This is a genomic window from Flavobacterium urumqiense, assembly GCF_900108015.1.
In the GTDB taxonomy this organism is placed as follows: domain Bacteria; phylum Bacteroidota; class Bacteroidia; order Flavobacteriales; family Flavobacteriaceae; genus Flavobacterium; species Flavobacterium urumqiense.
This window is the reverse complement of record NZ_FNVP01000005.1, coordinates 157,933-180,748: the sequence shown is the minus strand read 5'-3', so window position 1 is coordinate 180,748 and position 22,816 is coordinate 157,933. Positions and strand designations below refer to the sequence as shown.

The 22,816-nt window shown below is 34.3% G+C and carries 21 protein-coding genes; 13 read left to right on the top strand and 8 right to left on the bottom strand.

Annotated features, from left to right (window positions below; all coding sequences use genetic code 11):
- Window positions 1–129: 129 nt before the first annotated feature.
- The 5 genes from C4S35_RS08240 to hisS form a co-directional block, all read right to left on the bottom strand.
- Window positions 130–1,446, bottom strand: a complete 1,317-nt coding sequence (locus tag C4S35_RS08240; protein ID WP_103999713.1) for an ABC transporter permease — start codon at window positions 1,444–1,446, stop codon at window positions 130–132.
- 86 nt (window positions 1,447–1,532) lie between these two features.
- Complete coding sequence (locus C4S35_RS08235; RefSeq protein ID WP_103999712.1) at window positions 1,533–2,453, bottom strand: ABC transporter ATP-binding protein; 921 nt, start codon at window positions 2,451–2,453, stop codon at window positions 1,533–1,535.
- 141 nt (window positions 2,454–2,594) lie between these two features.
- Entirely contained in the window at window positions 2,595–3,710 is a 1,116-nt protein-coding gene (gene dnaJ, locus C4S35_RS08230) for a molecular chaperone DnaJ (RefSeq protein ID WP_103999711.1), read from the bottom strand.
- A gap of 78 nt (window positions 3,711–3,788) precedes the next feature.
- The gene (locus C4S35_RS08225; protein WP_103999710.1) at window positions 3,789–4,361 is read right to left on the bottom strand and encodes a nucleotide exchange factor GrpE; all 573 of its coding nucleotides are present in this window, start codon (window positions 4,359–4,361) and stop codon (window positions 3,789–3,791) included.
- A gap of 305 nt (window positions 4,362–4,666) precedes the next feature.
- Window positions 4,667–6,316 (bottom strand): histidine--tRNA ligase, encoded by a 1,650-nt coding sequence (hisS, locus tag C4S35_RS08220; protein WP_103999709.1) that lies wholly within the window; start codon window positions 6,314–6,316, stop codon window positions 4,667–4,669.
- 365 nt (window positions 6,317–6,681) lie between these two features.
- Between hisS and C4S35_RS08215 the strand changes: the two genes are divergently transcribed.
- Window positions 6,682–7,923, top strand: a complete 1,242-nt coding sequence (locus C4S35_RS08215) for an ABC transporter permease (protein WP_103999708.1) — start codon at window positions 6,682–6,684, stop codon at window positions 7,921–7,923.
- 211 nt (window positions 7,924–8,134) lie between these two features.
- On the opposite strand, the gene prmC is transcribed toward C4S35_RS08215, so the two are convergent.
- Together prmC and C4S35_RS08205 are read right to left on the bottom strand one after the other, a co-directional pair.
- The gene (gene prmC, locus C4S35_RS08210; RefSeq protein WP_103999707.1) at window positions 8,135–9,010 is read right to left on the bottom strand and encodes a peptide chain release factor N(5)-glutamine methyltransferase; all 876 of its coding nucleotides are present in this window, start codon (window positions 9,008–9,010) and stop codon (window positions 8,135–8,137) included.
- Between the two features lie 105 nt (window positions 9,011–9,115).
- Window positions 9,116–9,604 (bottom strand): GNAT family N-acetyltransferase, encoded by a 489-nt coding sequence (locus C4S35_RS08205; RefSeq protein WP_103999706.1) that lies wholly within the window; start codon window positions 9,602–9,604, stop codon window positions 9,116–9,118.
- Window positions 9,605–9,721: 117 nt separating this feature from the next.
- On the opposite strand from C4S35_RS08205, the gene ribD reads away from it, so the two are divergent.
- From ribD to C4S35_RS08190, 3 genes are read left to right on the top strand one after another with little or no spacing between them, the layout of a single operon-like run.
- Window positions 9,722–10,765 (top strand): bifunctional diaminohydroxyphosphoribosylaminopyrimidine deaminase/5-amino-6-(5-phosphoribosylamino)uracil reductase RibD, encoded by a 1,044-nt coding sequence (ribD, locus tag C4S35_RS08200; protein WP_103999705.1) that lies wholly within the window; start codon window positions 9,722–9,724, stop codon window positions 10,763–10,765.
- Window positions 10,758–11,360 carry an HAD family hydrolase gene (locus tag C4S35_RS08195; protein ID WP_103999704.1) on the top strand — a complete coding sequence of 201 codons (603 nt, stop codon included), beginning with the start codon at window positions 10,758–10,760 and terminating at the stop codon, window positions 11,358–11,360. The genes ribD and C4S35_RS08195 overlap by 8 nt, the downstream gene beginning before the upstream one ends.
- Before the next feature lie 14 nt (window positions 11,361–11,374).
- Window positions 11,375–12,004 carry an IMPACT family protein gene (locus C4S35_RS08190; protein ID WP_103999703.1) on the top strand — a complete coding sequence of 210 codons (630 nt, stop codon included), beginning with the start codon at window positions 11,375–11,377 and terminating at the stop codon, window positions 12,002–12,004.
- A 29-nt stretch (window positions 12,005–12,033) separates the two neighbouring features.
- Here the strand turns inward: C4S35_RS08190 and C4S35_RS08185 are convergent, their stop codons facing one another.
- Window positions 12,034–12,438: an acyl-CoA thioesterase gene (locus tag C4S35_RS08185; RefSeq protein WP_103999702.1), complete on the bottom strand. Its 405-nt coding sequence runs from the start codon at window positions 12,436–12,438 to the stop codon at window positions 12,034–12,036.
- Between the two features lie 185 nt (window positions 12,439–12,623).
- Here C4S35_RS08185 and dnaA point away from each other — a divergent pair, with 185 nt between their 5' ends.
- The 9 genes from dnaA (at window position 12,624) to scpA (ending at window position 22,721) form a co-directional block, all read left to right on the top strand.
- Window positions 12,624–14,051, top strand: coding sequence for a chromosomal replication initiator protein DnaA (gene dnaA / locus C4S35_RS08180; protein ID WP_073210580.1), 1,428 nt, complete (start codon window positions 12,624–12,626; stop codon window positions 14,049–14,051).
- A gap of 7 nt (window positions 14,052–14,058) precedes the next feature.
- The gene (locus tag C4S35_RS08175; protein ID WP_103999701.1) at window positions 14,059–14,526 is read left to right on the top strand and encodes a low molecular weight protein-tyrosine-phosphatase; all 468 of its coding nucleotides are present in this window, start codon (window positions 14,059–14,061) and stop codon (window positions 14,524–14,526) included.
- Window positions 14,527–14,584: 58 nt separating this feature from the next.
- Complete coding sequence (locus C4S35_RS08170; protein WP_103999700.1) at window positions 14,585–15,307, top strand: SAM-dependent methyltransferase; 723 nt, start codon at window positions 14,585–14,587, stop codon at window positions 15,305–15,307.
- Between the two features lie 293 nt (window positions 15,308–15,600).
- Window positions 15,601–16,731: a methionine aminotransferase gene (locus C4S35_RS08165; RefSeq protein ID WP_103999699.1), complete on the top strand. Its 1,131-nt coding sequence runs from the start codon at window positions 15,601–15,603 to the stop codon at window positions 16,729–16,731.
- Between the two features lie 75 nt (window positions 16,732–16,806).
- Window positions 16,807–17,688 carry an SDR family oxidoreductase gene (locus tag C4S35_RS08160; RefSeq protein WP_167386516.1) on the top strand — a complete coding sequence of 294 codons (882 nt, stop codon included), beginning with the start codon at window positions 16,807–16,809 and terminating at the stop codon, window positions 17,686–17,688.
- A gap of 252 nt (window positions 17,689–17,940) precedes the next feature.
- Window positions 17,941–18,549, top strand: a complete 609-nt coding sequence (udk, locus tag C4S35_RS08155; RefSeq protein WP_103999698.1) for a uridine kinase — start codon at window positions 17,941–17,943, stop codon at window positions 18,547–18,549.
- Between the two features lie 152 nt (window positions 18,550–18,701).
- The gene (locus tag C4S35_RS08150) at window positions 18,702–19,022 is read left to right on the top strand and encodes an FtsB family cell division protein (RefSeq protein ID WP_103999697.1); all 321 of its coding nucleotides are present in this window, start codon (window positions 18,702–18,704) and stop codon (window positions 19,020–19,022) included.
- A gap of 126 nt (window positions 19,023–19,148) precedes the next feature.
- Window positions 19,149–20,513 (top strand): methylmalonyl-CoA mutase subunit beta, encoded by a 1,365-nt coding sequence (locus C4S35_RS08145; RefSeq protein ID WP_103999696.1) that lies wholly within the window; start codon window positions 19,149–19,151, stop codon window positions 20,511–20,513.
- Window positions 20,514–20,582: 69 nt separating this feature from the next.
- Window positions 20,583–22,721 (top strand): methylmalonyl-CoA mutase, encoded by a 2,139-nt coding sequence (gene scpA / locus C4S35_RS08140; RefSeq protein ID WP_103999695.1) that lies wholly within the window; start codon window positions 20,583–20,585, stop codon window positions 22,719–22,721.
- Window positions 22,722–22,816 lie beyond the last annotated feature (95 nt).

Genomic DNA, 22,816 nt, shown 5'->3' with positions numbered 1-22,816 from the left:
TTTTTTTAGCCCGGATTGAAGTGAAAATCCTTTTTATTTTTTCTTTAAAAATAAAAAGATTGCAACGGAAAGCGGGAAACAGCTCCATAAATTAATTAAATTTTAACGAAGCGGAAACAAACCAAAGTATTAATATTTTAACCATCGGTATAATTCGTTCCATGTTGGTTTTTTGCCATACATGAGTATCCCTACGCGGTATATTTTAGCAGCAAACCAAACCACTGAAAAGAAGGTGCCGAATAATATTGTTATTGATATTGCGATTTGCCACCAAGGTACGCCAAACGGGATTCGCATAAGCATAACGATGGGTGATGTGAGTGGAATCATTGAAAAAATAATTGCAATTGTCCCATGTGGATCATTTATAACGGTAAAAAAACCGATATAAACACTCAACATTAATGGCATTATGATAGGCAAGAGAAATTGTTGAGAATCGGTTTGATTGTCAACAGCAGCACCAATTGCGGCATAAAATGAACTGTAAAGAAAATAGCCTCCAATGAAATAAATGACGAATCCTACCAAAATGCTTGCAATAGGCAAATTCCACAATTCTTTGATATACATTTGAGCAGTTCCGGCAAATTCTTGTTGGGCATTTTGCATTAATTCAGGTGAAATTCTGGCGGTGGGCCCTACATTTACCCCAAAAAACACCGAAGCCGCAAACATTAATGACATTCCGATAATGGCCCAAATAAGAAATTGCAATAATCCTGCTAACGAAGTTCCTATAATTTTCCCCATCATCAGTTGAAATGGCTTAACGGAGGAAATGATAATCTCGACAATGCGATTTGTTTTTTCCTCAATCACGCTGCGCATTACCATATTTCCGTAAATGATGATGAACATCATAATGAGATATCCAAAGGCGCCGCCAATCCCTATTTTAATTTCGTTTAGCCCTTTTACACTTTCCTCGCCAGAAGCTTTTGCTAAGCTGATATTCACTTTCGATTCGGCATTTTTTATGGCTAAGGTATCGAGATGTGCATTTTCCAAATTTGTTTTGGTCAACTTTTTTGCAATTATTTCCTGAACATTTTCGATGAAAGAAATACTCGGACTGTTGTTTGAAATAAATTGTATCTTATTTTCAAAATCCTTTGTGTTTTTTTCTTTTGGGATATATAGCAATCCTTCGAAGCTTTCATTAGTGATACTATCTTTAAGAAATTTCAAATTAATCAAAGACAAATCGAGATATTTAAATTCCCCTTTCTTAGTATTCTGTGAAGTGAATTCTTTGACAAATAAACCCGATTCATCGTGAATAGCAATCCGTTTAGTGTCCGCTTTCATGGAGCTTAAATAGCCCACAAATGCAGCTATTCCCACAAATAATAGTGGACTCAGAAAAGTCATTACTATGAAAGACTTATTACGAACTTTGGAAATAAATTCTCTTTTTATGATTAATGCTATTATAGACATTTTAGTTTATTAAATGATTAGACATTTTAGATTATTAAAATTATAAACCTTTAGATTTTCTAAAAACCTAAGAAGTCTAAGGAAGTCTATTTACTTACTGTTTGAATGAAAATATCGTTAACACTTGGAATTTTTTCTACAAAATGGGTTACTTGTCCGCGTTGTGTCAGAATATTTAATAACTCGTTTGGCGTGGCATTCCCCAATTGAATTTCTAGTTTTAATTCGTTGTTAAGCGATTTGAAATTAGCAGGACCAACCGTAAATTTTTGCGTAATATTATACATCAAACCTTCTACATTATCCGATAAAACACCCACCTCATAACTATTGGTTTTAAATTGTCTTTTGACATCATCCAGTTTTCCTTCAATCAATTTATTCGACTTATGAAGTAAAGCAATATGATCGCACAATTCCTCCACACTTTCCATACGATGTGTCGAGAAAATTATGGTAGCTCCATTTTCTCGCAACGCAAGAATTTCATCTTTGATAATATTGGCATTTACCGGATCAAAACCAGAGAACGGCTCATCAAAAATTAACAGTTTTGGCTTGTGCAACACGCATACCACAAACTGAATTTTTTGTGCCATTCCTTTAGAAAGTTCCTGAATTTTCTTGTTCCACCACCCTTGAATTTCTAATCTGTCAAACCAATATTCAAGTTGCGTTTTGGCTTCTGCTTTTGAAAGTCCTTTCATTTGAGCCAAATACAGGCATTGTTCCCCCACTTTCATCGTATTGTATAATCCTCTTTCTTCAGGAAGATATCCAATATATTGAACGTGTTTAGGCTGTAGCTTTTCACCATCAAGGATAATTTCGCCGCTGTCAGGTAAAGTAATCTGATTTATGATTCGGATTAGTGATGTTTTCCCTGCTCCGTTTGGGCCTAAAAGCCCGTAGATACTGCCTTTAGGAACAGTTAATGAAACTTCGTTAAGCGCTACATAATCACCATATTGCTTCACGACTTTATTAACTTCAAGTATATTACTCATGCTAAATTTTTAATTGGTGTAAAAGTAAATAATTAGTACCGAAATAGTTATAATTGTTACATAAAAAACCCACCCTTGTTTTTTTTACCAGGATGGGTTTTTTTATTTATTTTAAAACAAACGGAATAAATTACGTCTGTATTACGAAAACATATCTTTTACTTTCTCAAAAAATGATTTGTCTGACTTTTCAGGATTTGGAATAAAATTCTCATCCGTTAATGCATTTTCAAAAAACTGTTTTTGTTCTTTATTCAATGTTTTTGGAGTCCAAACATTAACATGCACTAACAAATCTCCGCTACCGTAACCGTTGATGTTTGGAATTCCTTTTCCTTTTAATCTAAGAATTTTACCAGATTGAATCCCTTCTTCCAATTTAATTCTCACTTTACCATTTATCGCTTCAATGTCTTTAGAAATTCCAAGAACAGCTTCAGCAAAACTGATGTATAAATCATAATGCAAATTCTCCCCTTCACGTTTCAAGAACTCATGTTCCAGTTCTTCGATGGCAACAATTAAATCTCCCGGAATACTATTTCCCGGCGCATCGTTCCCTTTGTTAGACACTTTCAATTGCATTCCGTCAACTACACCGGCAGGAATTTTGATTGAAACGGTTTCGTCTTCGAGAATCATTCCTTGTGAATCCGCTTCTGCTGGTTTTCTATCTAAAATCTGACCAGAACCTCCACATGTTGGGCAGGTTGAAGCAGATTGCATTCTACCCAAAATGGTATTGGTAACTCGCATTACCTGACCTTGACCGTTACAAGTAGAACAAGTTTTATACGAAACACCCGGAGCCTGAACTTTACGTTTTACCTTTACTTTTTTCTCAACACCATTAGCAATTTCTTCCAGTGTCAATTTAACTTTGATACGTAGGTTACTTCCTTTAGCGCGACGAACTCCTCCTCCACCGCCGCCGCCAAAACCACCAAAACCGCCACCGAAGATATCACCAAACTGACTAAATATGTCATCCATATTCATTCCGCCGTGACCACCTCCGCCAAAACCACCTGAACCATCAAATGCTTGATGACCGTATTGATCATATTTGGCTTTTTTCTGAGCATCACTTAGTACTTCATATGCTTCGGCTGCTAATTTGAATTTTTCTTCTGCCGATTTGTCTCCAGGATTTTTGTCAGGATGATGTGCTATCGCTTGTTTTCTGTATGCTTTTTTAATTTCGGCAGCATCAGCATTTTTTGAAATGCCTAATATTTCGTAAAAATCTTTTTTCATTTTTATTTTTTTATGTCGTACAGATGCGGTTTATCGCGTCTCTCTAACTAAAAGATGCGATAAATCGCGTCTCTACTACTACTGCCCTATAACCACTTTAGGAAAACGAATAATTTTGTCTCCCAATTTGTATCCTTTTTCAAGAATATCAACAATTTTCCCTTTCATCTTCGGAGCGGGAATTTGCGTTATTGCTTCAGCAAAATCGGCATCAAAAACATCACCAGCCTTAATCTCAACTTGTTCTAATCCTTTGGAAACTAACGTGTTTTTTAATTTTTCATGGATAAGTTCAACACCTTTCAATAAAAGTTCATCTTCTGATTTGCTAATTTCAACCAAAGCTCTGTCAAAATCATCTAAAACAGGAAGCATCGCAAGTAAAACCTCTTGGTTAGCCGTTTTAAACAACTCAATACGCTCTTTTGTAGTTCTTCGTTTGTAATTTTCAAATTCAGCAAATAATCGTAAATACTTATCTTTTTCCTTCGCTAAGTCTTGTGTTAATTGCTCTTCTACACTTAATTCCTCAATAATAAGTTGTTCTCCGTTCGCATTATTTTCTAATGTTACTTCGTCTATTTCTTGATCGATTTCTGTATTTTCAGTAGTCATATTACTTATATTTTTAAAAATATTCTTAAACTTCATTTTTTATTCTTTTCTTTAGATTGCAAAAGTACTGCCAATTCTTTTAAAATGTCAAATTGTCACTCTTTTGTTAAAACACCCCTCAATTTTCGTTTTATTCTTTTTAGAACAATTAAATCTTCAATGTGAAAATTTTAATATAATTTTATGATTATCTCGATATAGTTTGTATAGATTTGTCTGAGTTTTTTTTAATAAAAATTAAACTTAAGGTTCCCTGAAAAATTATTAATTCACCATTGTATTATATTAAAAAAAGCTTCGTTTTTTAAACGAAGCTTTTTTTATGCAGTAAAGTTATAGGACTATGAAAGTGCATTTCTTAAATTTTCAAAATTAAGCGAAACCTGTTCTCCCGTAATCAGATTTTTAAGCAAATAGGAATTGGAAGCCATTTCCTGTTCTCCGATTATCACTGCATAAGGAATTCCTCGTTTATCCGCATGCTGAAATTGTTTCGCCACCTTTGTGTTATCTGGATAAAATTCTACTTTTATTCCTGAAGCTCTCAATTTCTGGATGGCTTGCAAAGCATAAAAAGCTTCTTTATCGCCATAATTAATAAACAATGCTTTGGAAGTTGCCGTAACTGTTTCCGGAAACAAATTTAGCTCTTCGACGACCAAATAAATTCGGTCTAATCCGAATGAAATTCCCACGCCGCTCATATTTTTCAATCCAAAAATCCCGGTCAAATCATCGTATCGACCTCCACCTCCAATGGAACCCATTGCAACCGATTTTGGCGGGGCCACTTCAAAAATAGCTCCTGTGTAATAATTTAATCCTCTTGCTAATGTTACATCTAAATCTAAAATGGAATTACTCAATCCCAATTTGATTACATTCTCACAAATAAAACGCAATTCTTCTACTCCTTTCATTCCTTCTTCTGATTCAGAAAGCAGTACAGAAAGCTGCGTTATTTTCTCAGAAATAGTTCCTGTAAAACTGAAAAGCGGCTGTACTTTTAGAATGGCTTCTTCAGAAATCCCTTTTTCCATCATTTCTTTCTTCACACCATCCTCGCCTATTTTATCCAGCTTGTCCAGAGCTACTGTGAAATCTATCAGTTTATCTGACGCACCAATCACTTCGGCAATTCCAGATAATATTTTTCTATTGTTAATTTTGATGGTTACTGCGTTTAAACCCAAAGCGGTAAAAACAGTGTCATATAATTGTACCAACTCCACTTCTTGCCATAACGATTTAGAACCTACCACATCAGCATCACATTGAAAAAATTCTCTGAAACGCCCTTTTTGTGGACGGTCTGCACGCCAAACCGGTTGTATTTGGTAGCGTTTGAATGGAAATTCAATTTCGTTTTGGTGTTGTACAACGTATCGAGCAAACGGAACGGTTAAGTCATAACGCAACGCTTTTTCGGAAATGTAACTAGTCAAATACTTGTACTTCAATTCATAATAAAAATCAGCAAAAATGATTTTAACAAAATCATCAAACTCCGAATCTGCTTTTGAAAGCAAATCATCTTTTTTAAGACGCTTTAATATAAAATAGAAAACATCATCCAATAATTCTATCTCTGATACTGTTGCATCTTTAAAAATATATAAGTTTTTACTTTTTAAATATGTCGCAAGATTCTTTTTATATAGAAAATCGTAATCTTTCATATCAAAAGATTCATTTTTCTTTTTTAAATAATCTTTATGATATATTATAGAAAAGCGTATAAACTCAACAAGTGTATCGTTAAATTTAGAAACATATTCTCCGGAATTTAATATTTTGAAAATCAGGCGATCGCCTTCTTCTCCGTACTTCCCCATTAAGGTTTCGGAGTTTTCGAATGAAGGTGTTTCTATAGGTTGGAAACCGAATTTCTCGAAATTACTTTTTATAATCTGAATGATATATTGACGTTTTGCCACCTCAGTTGGGGAAAAATCTCTTGTGCCTTTTGGAATGCTCGGTTTTGATGCCATTGTTGATTTACGAATTATGAATTACGAATTTAAAAAAACTATCAAACAACTCAAAATCGCAGATCGGAATTCTAAAATTGTAATTCTTTGCAAATATCTTACTTTTTAAAATAATTCTTTCTAAAAAAATTCGCATTTTATTTCCCGAATCATTAGCCCGGATTGGAGCGGAAATTAAGCGCTAAAAATAATATTATTTTCTTGGCGAAAAGAGCGACCAAAGGAAGCTCCTTTTTGACAATTGAAAATAAATTATTTTTAATGCTTGATTGTAACGAAAGCTGGAAATAGCTCCTAAAAATAAATCAGGATTTTAGAAAAGAAAATTTGTAACAAAAATTGTATTTTCGTGTCAAATAGAAACTATGCTAAAATTATTCAAAGAAAATATTCGGATCGCTTTAGGATCTATCAAAACGCAGTTGTTAAGAACCATTCTTACGGTTTTGATAATTGCTATTGGAATTACTGCATTGGTTGGAATTCTGACTGTTGTTGCTGCTTTAGAAAACACGATTTCATCTGATTTTGCTTCAATGGGAGCCAACACTTTTAATGTCAATCAGTACGAAAATACGGCTCGAAGACAAGGCGGTGAGGAACGAAAAATCATAAATCCAATCATTTCCTACCCGGAAGCCGTTGCTTTCAAAAATAAGTATAAATATCCTTTTACCGAAACTTCGCTTTCTTTTACGGCTACAACTACTGCCGAAGTGAAATATGAAGGGGCTAAAACGGATCCTGAAAATGCAATTGTTGGAGTCGACGAATATTTCATGACCAATTCCGGTTTAGAAACAAGTTCAGGGCGAAATTTTACTGGATTTGATATTCAAAACAATGCTTATGTTTGTGTTGTTGGTTCTGATTTCGAGAAGGGATTGCTCAAAGATGTTAATCCAATTGACAAAATTATATCTATTAGAGGAGCCCGATTTAGAGTTATTGGCGTTTTAAAAGAAAAAGGGGCCACTTTTGGCAATAAGCAAGATTTAAGGATTTTGATTCCTATTCAAGTAGCGCGTTCCCTGTTTACAGCACCTAATATAAATTACACGACAAGCGTCATGGTTTCCAGAAAAGAATTGCTGGATCAAGCCATTGACAACGCCATAAGCACGATGAGAAGTGTTCGCAAATTAAGTCCGGTAAAAGACAATAATTTTGGAGTAGTTCGAAGTGATGACTTAATTAATCGAATCTTGGGAATTACCAAATATCTTGGACTTGCGTCTTGGCTTATTGGCATCATTACCGTTTTTGGATCTTCGATCGCTTTAATGAATATTATGATTGTTTCCGTGACCGAGCGCACCCGAGAAATAGGTGTTCGTAAGGCATTGGGCGCTAAAAAAATAACAATTGCCGTTCAATTTTTTATAGAAACTTTATTAATTGGTCAATTAGGCGGTTTGGCAGGAATAATTTTTGGAATATTAATTGGTTTTGGCATTGCGACAGCCATGAATTTTGTTTTTGTAATTCCATGGGGAGCCATATCAGCAGCCTTTATTACGAGTTTTCTTGTAGCAATATTTTCCGGTTTATATCCTGCTGTAAAAGCGGCTTTGTTGGATCCGATTGAGGCTTTGCGATATGAGTAGTTTTTAGCATTATTGCCAGGAACGAAGCAATCACATTCTGTATTACCCAACTATTTTGGGCGTGAACCCATTAAAAAAAGGGGCTGACTCATCATAGATACAAGTTGCCCCTTTTTTTAATGCGGTCGGGTCATCCGCATTACAAGGTAATTTGCTCCTACCCCTCACGCACACCCTACTAAACCATAACTTTTTGCTTGTAACAATTAAGCTAAATGTGATTGCTCCGTTCCTCGCAGTGACAACTAATCATCCTGTCATTTCCATAAATATCTTTTCGCAATTCGATGTTTTTGAAATTCATTTTTTCGAGTAACTCCACCATTTCTTTTGATAGATATTGATTAATTTCAAAAAATAACTGCCCGTTTTGTGAAAGGTTTTTTTGAGCCAGCTCCGCTATTTTTCTATAAAAAATCAACGCATCATTATCTTCTACAAAAAGAGCCAAATGGGGTTCGTTGTCCAAAACATTTTTCTTGATTTCCTCTTTTTCTAAATTTCGAACATAAGGTGGATTGGAAACAATAATGTCAAAATGCTGCTTCAAATCTTCGGTATCAAGAATGTTTTGATTGCTAAAAGTAACCTTTACGTTATTGAGTTCCGCATTTTTTTTGGCTGTAGCCAAAGCCTTTTCGGAAACATCTACAGCATAAACCTGTGAATTCGGAATGTTTTTTGCCAATGAAATAGCAATGCAACCGCTTCCGGTTCCAATATCCAGAATTTTTAAATTTTTATATTTTTTACTCTTTGAATTACTTTTAATAATCCAATCCACTAGTTCTTCGGTTTCCGGTCTGGGAATCAAAACGTTTTCATTGACTTCAAAATCCAATCCATAAAAACCAGTTTTACCCAATAAATACTGAATCGGAATTTCTTTTTTTAATTGTTCCAAAATTAAGTTCCAAACGACAATTTCTTCTTCTGAAAAATTCAGATCAGGGTGTAAAGCCAAGTCTATTCTTTTCAATTGCTTTTTTTCTTCAAGAATCAAATAGAAAAAACTCTCCGCTTCACCCGCATCATAGATCGGAGTGAGTTCTTGAATAAATTGGCTTCTGTATTCTTTTATTTTCATGTTTTTATTTTAATTGCCAAAATCGTAGAAATTATTTTCAATCAATAATATTTTAGATTGCTGATTTCACATGGCAGACGATCAACAATCGCTAATCATCGTTCACTAATCTAAAATCTTCAACATCCAAACCGGACATGAGGTATGACCCGTGCTGCCCATAGGCGAACAAATATATTCAAAGCCAGTTTTTTTATAGAGTTTCTGTGCATCGAGCATGAAAGGCATCGTTTCCAAATAACATTTTTCGAAACCAAAATCCTTTGCGCTTTGCAAACATTTAGCCATCATTTGGCTTCCTATTCCCAAACCGCGTGTTTCTGGCAAAAAATACATTTTTTGCAATTCACAAATAGTTTCAGCTTCATTTTCAAGTTGAGCCACACCAGCGGAGCCTATAATTCTGCCTTCTTTTTCAACGACGTAATAAACCGATTTTGGCTTGTTGTATTCCTCAAACATTAAATCCAAATAAGGATCTTCATAAGCCGTTCCCACTTTAGGAATATTCAATTCGTCAAAAACAGCTCTAATCAATGCTGCAACTGCACTATTGTCCTCTTTTTTTATTTTTCTAATACGGTAATTTTCCATTTTTTAACAGGTCTAATTTTACTCACAAAAGTAGAAATTGTTTATTGTAATTTTCGAAAGTTTTAAAACAAATCGGGAAGTTTCGGGGCTAAACTCAAAAACAACTACTTTTGCATAGTGAGTATACAGGAAAAATATATAAAACGTTGTATCGAATTGGCCAAAAATGGCTTGGGAACAACCTATCCCAATCCTATGGTTGGAAGCGTAATTGTTTGTGAAAATAAAATCATTGGCGAAGGTTGGCATAAAAAGTCAGGCGAACCACATGCCGAAGTAAACGCGATAAATTCCGTAAAAGACAAATCGCTCTTGAAAAAATCGACTATTTACGTGAGTTTAGAACCGTGCAGTCATTTTGGAAAAACACCTCCTTGTTGTGATTTAATTATAAAAAATGAAATCCCTAATGTAGTTATTGGAACAGTTGACCCTAATGAGAAAGTGGCTGGAAATGGCATCAAAAAATTAATCGAAGCCGGAATACAAGTTACCGTTGGTATTCTTGAAACCGAATGCAATGAACTGAATAAACGATTTTTTACTTTTCATGAAAAGAAAAGACCCTACATAATTTTGAAATGGGCTGAAAGTAAAGATGGGTTTATCGCTCCTTTAGAAAAATTAAAAAAAAAACCAGTTTGGATTACCAACCGTTATTCGAGACAATTGGTACATAAATGGAGAAGTGAAGAACAAGCCATTCTTGTAGGAACCCAAACCGTTATTGATGATAATCCAAAATTAGATGTGAGAGATTGGACCGGAAACAATCCTATTCGGGTGGTTTTGGACCAAAACAATCGCATTTCAAACGATAGTCAAATATTTGACAATCACATCAAAACAATTGTATTTTCAAGATTAAAGCCTACAGTTGAAAAAGAAAATATTATCTTTGAAGTAATTGATTTCAAACAAAATATAGCAATACAAATAGCCGAAAAACTATACAAACATCAAATCCAATCCGTAATTATTGAAGGTGGCAGACAAACTTTACAGACCTTTATTGATTCAATCCTTTGGGACGAAGCACGTATTTTTATTGGAAATATCCAAATTAGCGAAGGAATTAAAGCACCGATATTGATTACGAAACCATTCGAAAAACTTTCAATTGGTGATGATGAATTAATACTATCTAGAAACAATGATTAATACTATTATTTTTGATTTTGGAGATATATTTATCAATTTAGATAAACAAGCCACCATGGATGGCCTGAAAAAACTAGGTTTAACAGAGTGGAATGATGATTTAGATCACTTAAACACTCAGTTTGAATTGGGTGAAATCTCGCGAGAGAACTTCCTTTTTGGTATTCAAAAACACATTTCAAATGCAAGTATTAAAGAAATATTAGTTGCGTGGAATGCCATTCTTCTAGATTTCCCTCTCTATCGATTAGAATTTCTTCAAATGCTCTCCAAAAAATATCGATTATTTTTATTGAGCAACACTGATCCAATTCATATAGAAACTTTTGAACAGAAATCCGGTATTTCGTTTTACAGTGATTTTTACCAATGTTTTGAAAAAGTATATTTTTCTTTTGAAGTTGGAATCAGGAAGCCCAGTCCTGAAATTTTCAATTACATTATAAACAACCATGAATTATCTCCAAAACGGACATTATTTATCGATGATAAAAAAGAAAATACAGATGCTGCACACAAGTTAGGATTACAAGTTTGGCATCTAAAAGTTGGAAAAGAAGATATAGTTAATTTATTTGAAAAAAAAATAATTTAGAAAACAATACCCTTTTGGAATTTAAAGATACGTACAACACCATTGAATTTTCGCCTTCAGCAGTATTATTCAAAGAAAAAAACAGCAAATTCTTTGGTTATGCTTTCCCAATTCAGTCCGAAGATCAAGTAAAACCCATTATAGACATTTTACGAAAAGAACACCCTACCGCGGGGCATTATTGCTATGCCTATCAAATAGGTGCTGATACGATAAGTTATAGAGCAAATGATGATGGAGAACCAAGCAATAGCGCAGGGATGCCAATTTATGGCCAAATTCAGTCATTTTCTGTTACCAATATCCTGATTGTAGTGGTGCGCATTTTTGGAGGCGTTAAATTAGGCGTCGGAGGATTGATCTCTGCTTATAAAACTACTGCCCAAATGATTCTGCAAACTTGTAAAATAGTCGAAAAAACAATTGATATTCATTTTATAATTTCATTTGATTACATAAACATGAATAAAGTGATGCGAGTAATAAAGGAAAAGAAACTGGCAATTGTAACTCAGGAAATGGAAATAAATGAAAATTCAGGACTTCCAATTGGGAAAATAGAGATAAAAACTCGAAAAAAAAATGCCGAAATAATTTTCGACATTTTTAATTCTATTTTTGAAATCAACATAAAAAAATGCTGAATTAGAGTTTAAACAGATTTTTTTAGCACTTAATCGATAGTTTTTAACAATTCCAAAATATAATCTGGAGGAGCAATTGGACGACCCGTTTTTAAGGACACAAAAACTAAAATAAATTGGGCAGTTGTTAATAACTCTTCGGCTTCATTATAAATAGAGCAATCAAATTCTATCTTGACAGAAGTCTGACTTTTGAAAACTGTATGCACCGTGAGCAGCTCGTCATATCTAGCTGATTTTTTATAATTTATATTCATAGAAACGATCGGTAAAGCAATCCCGCTTTCTTCCATAATTTTATAAGAAACCCCTTTGTTTCTAAGCCATTCAACCCTTCCTATCTCAAAATAAGGAATATAATTTCCGTGATAAACTACTCCCATTTGGTCCGTTTCAGAGTAGCGAACTCTAACTTGAATTTGATGATCTTTCATTAATTATTTATTAAAAATTTAAAATTTAAAAAGCTCCTTACAACATTAATTTATAAAATAATTACCTATTATATTTTTTTTTACAGAAAATTGTTCACATATTTGTTACCCTGAAAAATTATAGAAAGACACTCTTTTTTTTGTAGGATAATAAATACCCAAATAAAAATAACTTAACCGAACATATGAACAAAACTGCTCAATCAGTATGGGAAAACTGTTTGTCTTTTATAAAAGACAACATTCAGGATCAAGCCTACAAAACTTGGTTCGAACCAATCAAATCAGTTGAACTTACCGATAACGCATTATATATTCAAGTTCCAAGTAAATTTTTCTACGAATGGTTAGAAGAACACTATGTGAAATTATTAAAAGTGGCGCTTACTAAAGAACTTGGAAAAAACGCAAAGTTACTTTATAAAATCAGAATGGAAAACACTTATGGCAACAAACAACCGTTTACGGAACAATTGCCAAGTGCCAACAGAGTTCCTATGAAGCCTCAAGAAGTTGATGCTCCGTTCAAGAATTTAAACCCAGAATTAAAAAACCCATTTGTAATTCCAGGAATTCGCAATTTGAAAATTGAATCACAATTGAATGCGAACTATAGTTTTGACAATTTCCTCGAAGGAGACTCTAACCGATTAGCCAGATCTGCTGGAATGGCTGTTGCCAATAAACCAGGCGGAACCTCCTTCAATCCATTGTTGATTTTTGGTGGTGTAGGTCTGGGAAAAACGCATTTAGCGCATGCAATTGGTGTCGAAATAAAAGATAAATATCCTGAAAAAACGGTTCTATATATCTCGGCTGAAATTTTCACCCAACAATACATTGACTCAGTAAAGAAAAACAACCGAAATGATTTTATTCATTTCTATCAATTAATTGATGTTTTAATCATTGATGATGTTCAATTCCTTTCTGGAAAGTCTGGAACTCAAGATGTATTTTTTCATATCTTCAACTATTTGCATCAAAATGGTAAACAGGTAATTTTGACTTCGGACAAAGCGCCTGTGGATATGCAAGATATTGAACAACGTTTATTATCTCGTTTCAAATGGGGATTGTCTGCTGAATTGCACCAACCAGATTATGAAACCAGAATCTCTATCCTGAAAAATATACTATACAGAGATGGTGTAGAAATTCCTGAAGAAATCATTGAATACGTTGCTCGCAATATTAAATCGAATGTGCGGGAACTGGAAGGAGCCATTATTTCTTTGATTGCACAATCATCATTCAATAAAAAAGAAGTTACGTTGGAACTTGCAAAAAGTGTCGTTGAGAAATTTGTCAAGAATGTAAAACGAGAAATTTCGATTGATTATATTCAAAAAATTGTTTCTGATTATTTTCAATTAGATTTAGAAACACTACAATCCAAAACCAGAAAAAGACATGTGGTACAAGCCAGACAGTTGGCTATGTTTTTTGCTAAAAAATTCACAAAAGCATCTTTGGCTAATATTGGTTCACAAATTGGTGATCGCGATCATGCCACTGTATTACATGCTTGTAAAACTGTCGATAATTTGATGGCTACCGACAAACAGTTCAAAAAATTTGTGGATGACATCAATAAAAAATTAACGCTATAAAAGCAGTATGCCCATAAAAATCTTAATGGTTTGTTTAGGAAATATTTGTCGGTCACCCTTGGCTGAAGGAATATTGGCTTCGAAACTTCCAAAAAATAAATTCAAAGTAGATTCAGCAGGAACAGGTTCATGGCACATTGGTCGTTCCCCTGATGATCGTTCCATTGCTGTTGCAAAAAAATACAATCTGGATATTTCAACACAAAAAGGAAGACAATTCAGTATTAGTGATTTTAATTCTTTCGACTATATATTTGTAATGGATAATGCCAATTACGATGATGTACTGCAACTTGCAGAAAACAAACAACAAAAAGAAAAAGTCCATCTTGTATTGAATGCTTTATTTCCTGACGAAAATGTCGATGTCCCCGATCCTTACTTTGGTTTACCAAACGGTTTTGAAATTATTTACAACATGTTAGATGATGCGTGCGATGTTATTGCCAAGCAATTAATAGCCAAACATCATTAACCAATTCAGTTTAAAAAGTAACTCGTACAGTCAGCTTTAGAAATATTAAATTACACCCATGAAATCAACTACTCCTTTAGGAAAACTATATTTAATCCCTACCACTATGGGAGATTGTGATCCTATGGATGTTTTGCCACAGACCATAAAAAGAAGCATTGATTTTATTGATTACTACATTGTTGAGAATGAAAAAACCGCACGAAAATCAATCAAAGAAGTCAGTCCTGAAAAGAAACAATCTGAACTCATCCTTTTTGTTTTAAACAAACATACTGAAACCAAAGAGCATTTAGATTTTATCAAACCGTTATTAGAAGGCAAAAATGTTGGATTAATGAGTGAAGCGGGCTGTCCTGGCGTGGCTGATCCAGGTGCTGTGATTGTTAAACTGGCTCACGAAAAAGGAATCCAGGTTATTCCTTTGGTAGGTCCTTCTTCTATACTTTTAGCGATGATGGCATCAGGAATGAACGGTCAAAGTTTTACGTTTCATGGCTATTTACCTATTGAAAAAGATGAAAAGAAAGCCAGTTTTAAAACCTTAGAGAAGGTATCTTTCGAAAAAAATCAATCTCAGATTTTCATCGAAACTCCATATCGCAACAATAAATTACTAGAAGATTTAGTGCAAACACTCCATCCAGAGACACATTTATGTATTGCAACTGATATCACCTTACCAACAGAATACATAAAGACTAAGAAAATTGCAGCTTGGAAAAAAGAAACCATCGATTTACATAAACGCCCGACAATTTTTATCATACACAAAATGTAAAGTTTGTATATTACAAATTATCGTCTAAACAATTCATTTACAGTAATTTCTGTCGTTTATAAATTACCCAAGATATAGACAACAATTTAAAAAATTATAATATTATTTATTTAAAAAGACATTTGATTCTAAAATAAACACTCAGCTATCTTAGAAACAAAATAGTAAAATTAGTAGTTAGCGTAGAGGGAAAGATCCTTAAAATAAAGTAATTACGATAAACTTTAATTAGAAGCTGCCTTAGGGTGGCTTTTTTTTTATACATTTCTGAATAATAATAAATGCCCTTTTCTATGAGCAAACTTCCACATATTGGCACGAGCATATTTACGATTATGTCTAAAATGGCAACCGAGTATAATGCAATTAATCTTTCTCAAGGCTTTCCAAACTTTCCGGTAGATGAAAGGTTAACGGATATTGTAGCCAAACTTGCCAAAGAAAATGTACATCAATATTTACCCATGTCGGGTTATCCCCCACTACTATCAAAAATTGCTGTACTTATAAAAAATTCATACGAAAGAGTTATTCAACCAGAAACAGAACTATTAATTACCGCAGGCGCTACTCAAGCCATTTTTACCACAATTCAAGCTTTGGTAGAAACCAATGATGAAGTAATTATTTTAGATCCAAGCTATGATTGCTATGAAGCGCCCGTACTATTGTGCAGCGCAAATCCGGTTCGGGTAGCGTTAAACGACGATTATACTCCAAATTGGGATAGGATTGAAAAATCATGCAGTTCTAAAACCAAAATGATCATCATCAATAATCCGCACAATCCAACGGGGAAAATTTTAACGGAATCAGATTTTGAATCATTGGAAACCCTGTTGGAAAAATATCCTGATATTATACTTCTTTCTGATGAAGTTTATGAATATATCACTTTTGAACAAAAACATATTTCCGCACATAGCCGAGAAAAATTACTCAATCGTTGCGTGGTGGTTTCTTCATTTGGAAAATCATTTCATGTTACCGGTTGGAAAGTTGGTTATTTAGTAGCACCGGAATATTTGATGAAAGAAATTAAAAAAGTACATCAATTTTTGGTTTTTAGTGTTAATAGTATTTGTCAAGTTGCCATTAGCGGGTATTTGGACTTGGTTTCTGTCACTGAAATCGGAAACTTCTATCAGGAAAAACGGAACTACTTTAGACAATTATTAAAAGAGAGTCAATTTGAACTCATGCCTTGTGAAGGAACTTATTTTCAGGTTGTATCCTACGCCTCCATTTCTGATAAAAATGATGTTGATTTTTGCAAATGGTTGATAATAGAACATGGAGTTGCCGCTATTCCTATTTCGACTTTTTATGCTGATGGAAAAGATCTTAAACTAATTCGTTTTTGTTTTGCCAAAGACAATGCCACGCTGGAAGCTGCAGCTAAAAAATTGTGCGCTGTCCAATAGAAAAATATTATTTTTATTTTTTTATTATGCGTGCATACTATTTAATTATATTTACAATTCAAATTATAAAATACTATGAGTTATACAGATAAAATGTTACGTGATGATGCCCTGAAAGGCAAAGTAATTGTTGTAACCGGAGGCGGTAGCGGTTTAGGTAAAGCAATGACTAAATATTTTTTGGAATTAGGTGCGCAAGTAGCCATTACCTCCAGAGATTTAGAGAAACTAAAAAACACTGCTACAGAACTGGAAACAGAAACTGGAGGAACTTGTTTACCTCTTCAATGTGATGTACGCCATTATGACGAAGTAGCAAACATGTTACAAGAAGTACTGAAAGCATTTGGTAAAGTAGATATTTTACTCAACAATGCAGCAGGGAATTTTATTTCACCAACCGAAAGATTATCTGCAAATGCATTTGACACTGTAATTGATATTGTTTTAAAAGGAACAAAAAACTGTACCCTTGCTTTTGGAAAACATTGGATTGAAACTAAACAAAAATCATCTACCATTTTAAATATCGTAACGACTTATGCCTGGACAGGTTCCGCTTATGTAGTGCCTAGCGCTACTGCAAAAGCGGGTGTTTTGGCTATGACACGAAGTCTAGCTGTAGAGTGGGCAAAATATGGAATTCGTTCTAATGCGATTGCTCCGGGACCATTCCCGACTAAAGGCGCATGGGATAGATTATTACCCGGCGATTTAGCCGAAAAATTTGATATGGCAAAAAAAGTGCCTTTGAAACGTGTAGGTGATCATCAGGAATTAGCCAATTTAGCGGCTTACTTAGTTTCTGATTTTTCAGCATACGTAAATGGCGAAGTGGTTGTTATTGATGGCGGTGAATGGCTAAAAGGTGCCGGACAATTCAATATTCTTGAAGCCATTCCTGAAGAACTTTGGGATCAATTGGAAATGATGATTAAAGCAAAAAAGAACAAATAAAGTTTACAAATAAAAAGAAACTTCAAATAAATTGCAATGCCCCCAAAAAGTTAGACGCTATCTGGGGGTATTTTTATGGAAAGAAAAGTCAAGTACAGTTGTGAATTTAAACTTCGTCATGTAGAAAAAGTTAAAAAAAACAAAATCCTCATTAAGCAACAACTATATTAAATTAGCAAATATTTCTTTAAAAAAAAATTCGCTCGCAATTTAATTCCTATTTTTGCCTTATAAAAACATAACAAAAAATTTATGCTCATTATAGGAATTGCAGGCGGAACGGGAAGCGGAAAAACGACCGTTGTTCATCAAATTATGAATGAATTACCGGAAACAGAAGTTGGTATTATTTCTCAAGACTCTTACTACAAAGAAAATCACGGTCTATCCTTTGATGAAAGAGCGCTAATCAATTTTGATCATCCGCGTGCCATTGATTTCGAACTATTGGTAGCACATCTTAAGGAATTAAAAGAAGGAAACAACATTCATCAACCCGTTTATTCCTTTGTAACGCACAACAGAACTGACGATACTGTTTTTACACATCCTAGAAAAGTGATGATTGTCGAAGGAATTTTAATTTTGGCAAATCCAGAATTAAGAGATTTATTTGATGTAAAAATATACGTTCATGCTGATTCTGACGAAAGATTAATCCGTCGTATGAAACGCGATATTACGGAACGCGGGCGAGACATGCACGAAGTTATCAATCGATACCAAATGACATTAAAACCAATGCATGAGCAATTTATAGAACCTACTAAAGCATTTGCCGACATCATAATACCAAACGACAAATACAATACGGTTGCTATTGACGTAGTTCGTGCGGTAATAAATCAAAAAATTCTATAATTTTATTGTAATTTTATTGCATTAATTATTAGGAGCTATTTCCCGCTTTCCGTTACAATCTTTCTAGTTTTGAACTTGTTTTCAGTATCCTGAAACAAGTTCAAAACTAGAAAGGATTTTCACTACAATCGGGGCTAAAAAAAAGACATTAGATGACAAATCCGCATAAAAACAAAGCTTGGTTTAAATTTTTGAGTAACAAGTATGTTTGGGTCTTGTTATTCTTTTCTACTTGGATGATTTTTCTTGATAATTATTCGTATTTCGATCACCGTTTCCTAGACAAGCAAATGGACGAACTCGAAGATAATGCAGCCTATTATAAAGGCGAAATAAAAAAAGACCAAGAGAATATCAAGCAATTGAAAAATTCAGAACAAATAGAAAAATACGCCCGCGAAAAATACTTTATGAAAAAAGATAGTGAAGATATTTATATCATCGAATTCGAAGGTGACACCGTTGAAAAATAAAATTGTATCCGTAACCCTTCCCAAAGGGTAGAGAGATAAAATTAATAGTAATTATTGAAAATAAAACACTAAGTTTCGGCTTCCTCTCCTTTGCAGAGTGTCGGGGTGAGGAAAATAATAAACAAAATGACAACAAACCTTTTTGATGATTTCAATTCCGTTTCTTCCAAAGAATGGAAGCAAAAAATCCAATTTGAACTCAATGGAGCCGATTATAATGAAACATTAATTTGGAATTCACCCGAAGACATTAAGGTAAAACCATTTTATCATAAAGATGAATTCACGAAGGTTTTTCCGGTTACTACAAAAGCAACCGAATTTAAAATATGTCAAAACATTTTTGTTTATGACATAGAAAAATCCATCGAAAGAGCTTTAGACTCCATAAATCGAGGTGCGGAAAGTTTACGTTTTACGATAGAAAATGATACCATTGATATCGAAAAATTATTGGCGAAACTTCCTTTAGAAAAGGTAACGATTTACTTTAATTTGATTTTTCTTTCAATCGATTTCGTAAAAAAAATTGAAACAATTGCAAAAGAAAAAAACGCAACAATCTTTTGCAATCTGGATCCTATCGGGCAATTGGCCAAAGACGGAAACTGGTTTGTAACCAAAGAAAAAAACAATTTTGAAACACTGAATTTACTTATAAAAGAAGAAACAGCTACTTCTATAATAAGCATTAATTCTGCATTATATCAAAATGCGGGCGCTAACATGGTGCAGCAAATCGCTTATAGTTTAGCGCATGCCAATGAATATTTCAACAAAATAACAATCCTAAATCAGCCCATAGTTTTTGAAGTTGCCGTAGGGACCAACTACTTTTTTGAAATTGCAAAACTTCGTGCTTTACGTTTACTTTTCAATCTAATTGCCAAAGAATACAATCATAATCTGGATTGTAACATCATCGTTTCCCCTACAAAACGCAACAAAACACTTTATGATTATAACGTAAATATGTTGCGAACGACTACGGAATGTATGTCGGCAATTCTTGGTGGTGCGGATGCTATTGCTAATTTACCTTATGACGCATTGTATCATAAAGACAATGAATTTGGCGATAGAATTGCCCGAAATCAGTTATTGATTCTTAAGAATGAAAGTTATTTTGACAAAGTCAACAATCCAGCCGATGGAAGTTATTACATCGAAAATATTACCAATCAGTTAGCCGAAAAATCTTTAGCTTTATTCAAAGACATCGAAGCAAACGGTGGTTTCTTAAAACAATTAAACAATGGCTTAATCAAACGAAAAATCCAAGAAAGCGCAGACAAAGAACAAGAATTATTTGATGCTGGAAAGGAAATTTTATTGGGAACCAATAAATATCCCAACAAGGATGACAGAATGAAACACGATTTAGAATTATTTCCTTTTGTAAAACAAAATCCTAGAAAAACCTTAATCACTCCTATAATCGAAAAACGTCTGGCGGAAAAAATAGAACAGGAGAGACTGGAGAAAGAGTAATTAAGAGTCAGAAGAAAATAAAAACATTCAAACTAATAATCCCGACACTTCGGACTTTAGCTAAAAAAAATGAAAAGGAAAGACTTACAACATATAATCCTTGATAATTCTAATTTAAATTCGGAAATCGAAACTGTAAACTCAAAAGAGTTTATAACCGCCGAAGGTATTGACTTAAAAGAAACATACTCAAAAGAAGACATTGAGAACATCAAACACCTTGATTTTGGGGCTGGTTTTGCACCAAATTTACGCGGACCTTATGCAACGATGTATGTGCGCAGACCCTGGACAATAAGACAGTATGCCGGATTTTCGACAGCGGAAGAAAGCAATGCTTTTTACAGAAGGAATCTTGCCGCAGGACAAAAAGGATTATCAATAGCCTTTGATTTACCTACACATCGCGGATACGATTCAGATCACGAACGTGTTGTGGGTGATGTCGGAAAAGCCGGAGTCGCAATTGACTCGGTTGAGGATATGAAAGTATTATTCGACCAAATTCCTTTAGATGAAATGTCAGTTTCTATGACTATGAATGGTGCCGTTTTACCAATCATGGCTTTTTATATTGTCGCTGCCGAAGAACAAGGTGTAAAACCGGAAAAACTTTCGGGAACGATACAAAATGATATTTTGAAAGAGTTTATGGTTCGCAACACTTATATTTATCCGCCAACTCCTTCGATGAAAATCATTGCTGATATATTTGAATTCACCAGCAAAAAAATGCCTAAATTCAATTCGATTTCGATATCAGGTTATCATATGCAGGAAGCCGGTGCAACTGCTGATATTGAATTGGCATACACACTTGCCGATGGATTAGAATATATTAGAACCGGACTTGCCACAGGAATGAAAATTGATGAGTTCGCTCCTCGCCTTTCTTTCTTTTGGGCCATTGGAATGAACCATTTTATGGAAATTGCCAAAATGCGTGCTGGTAGAATGATTTGGGCGAAACTAGTAAAACAATTCAACCCAAAAGATGATAAATCATTGGCATTGCGTACTCATTGTCAAACTTCTGGCTGGAGTTTAACAGAGCAGGATCCTTTTAACAATGTGGCTCGAACATGCATTGAAGCCTCAGCTGCAGCTTTTGGCGGAACACAATCCTTACATACTAATGCTTTAGATGAAGCGATTGCTTTACCAACCGATTTCTCTGCCAGAATTGCGAGAAACACTCAAATATTTTTACAGGAAGAAACAAAGATTACGAAAACCGTTGACCCGTGGGCAGGAAGTTATTATGTAGAAAGTTTGACGAACGAGATTGCCGAAAAAGCCTGGAAACTAATCGAAGAAGTAGAAGAACTTGGAGGAATGACCAAAGCCATTGAATCTGGAATTCCAAAATTACGAATCGAAGAAGCAGCCGCCCGAAAACAAGCAAGAATAGACAGTAGCCAGGATATTATTGTGGGTGTGAATAAATACCGATTAGATAAGGAAGATCCTTTGCAAATCCTAGATGTTGATAACCAAATGGTACGCAAACAACAACTGGAACAATTAGACAGAATTAAAGCAACTAGAGATACTGAAAAAGTACAAAATTCACTTAAAAAATTAACCCTTTGTGCTCAAACTGGTGAAGGTAATTTACTTGAAATTGCCGTAGAAGCTGCAAGAAACCGAACTACTTTAGGCGAAATCAGCGATGCCTTAGAAACCGTTTTCGGAAGATATAAAGCACAAATTAAATCCTTTAGTGGCGTGTACAGCAAAGAAATAAAAGACGACAAAAGCTTTGAAAAAGCGAAACAACTGGCGGATGAATTTGCTAAAAAAGAAGGCCGTAGACCAAGAATTATGATTGCCAAAATGGGACAAGACGGACACGATCGTGGAGCAAAAGTTGTCGCTACCGGTTATGCCGATGTAGGTTTTGATGTGGACATTGGCCCACTTTTTCAAACGCCAGCGGAGGCAGCTAAACAAGCCATAGAAAACGATGTGCATATTTTAGGGGTTTCTTCTCTTGCAGCGGGACATAAAACGCTGGTTCCGCAAGTTATTGAGGAGCTTAAAAAATACGGTCGTGAGGACATTATGGTGGTTGTTGGCGGAGTAATTCCTGCACAAGATTATCAATTTTTGTTTGATGCAGGAGCAGTTGCCGTATTTGGTCCTGGTACTAAAATTAGCGAGGCCGCAATCAAGATATTAGAAATTTTAATGGACGGAATGGAATAATTTCCTATAACAATCTATTTTTGGATCTCAACGAGGGAAGAACAATAATTATACTTTAAAGCATCAATTTTACAATTGATGCTTTTTTTATTCCT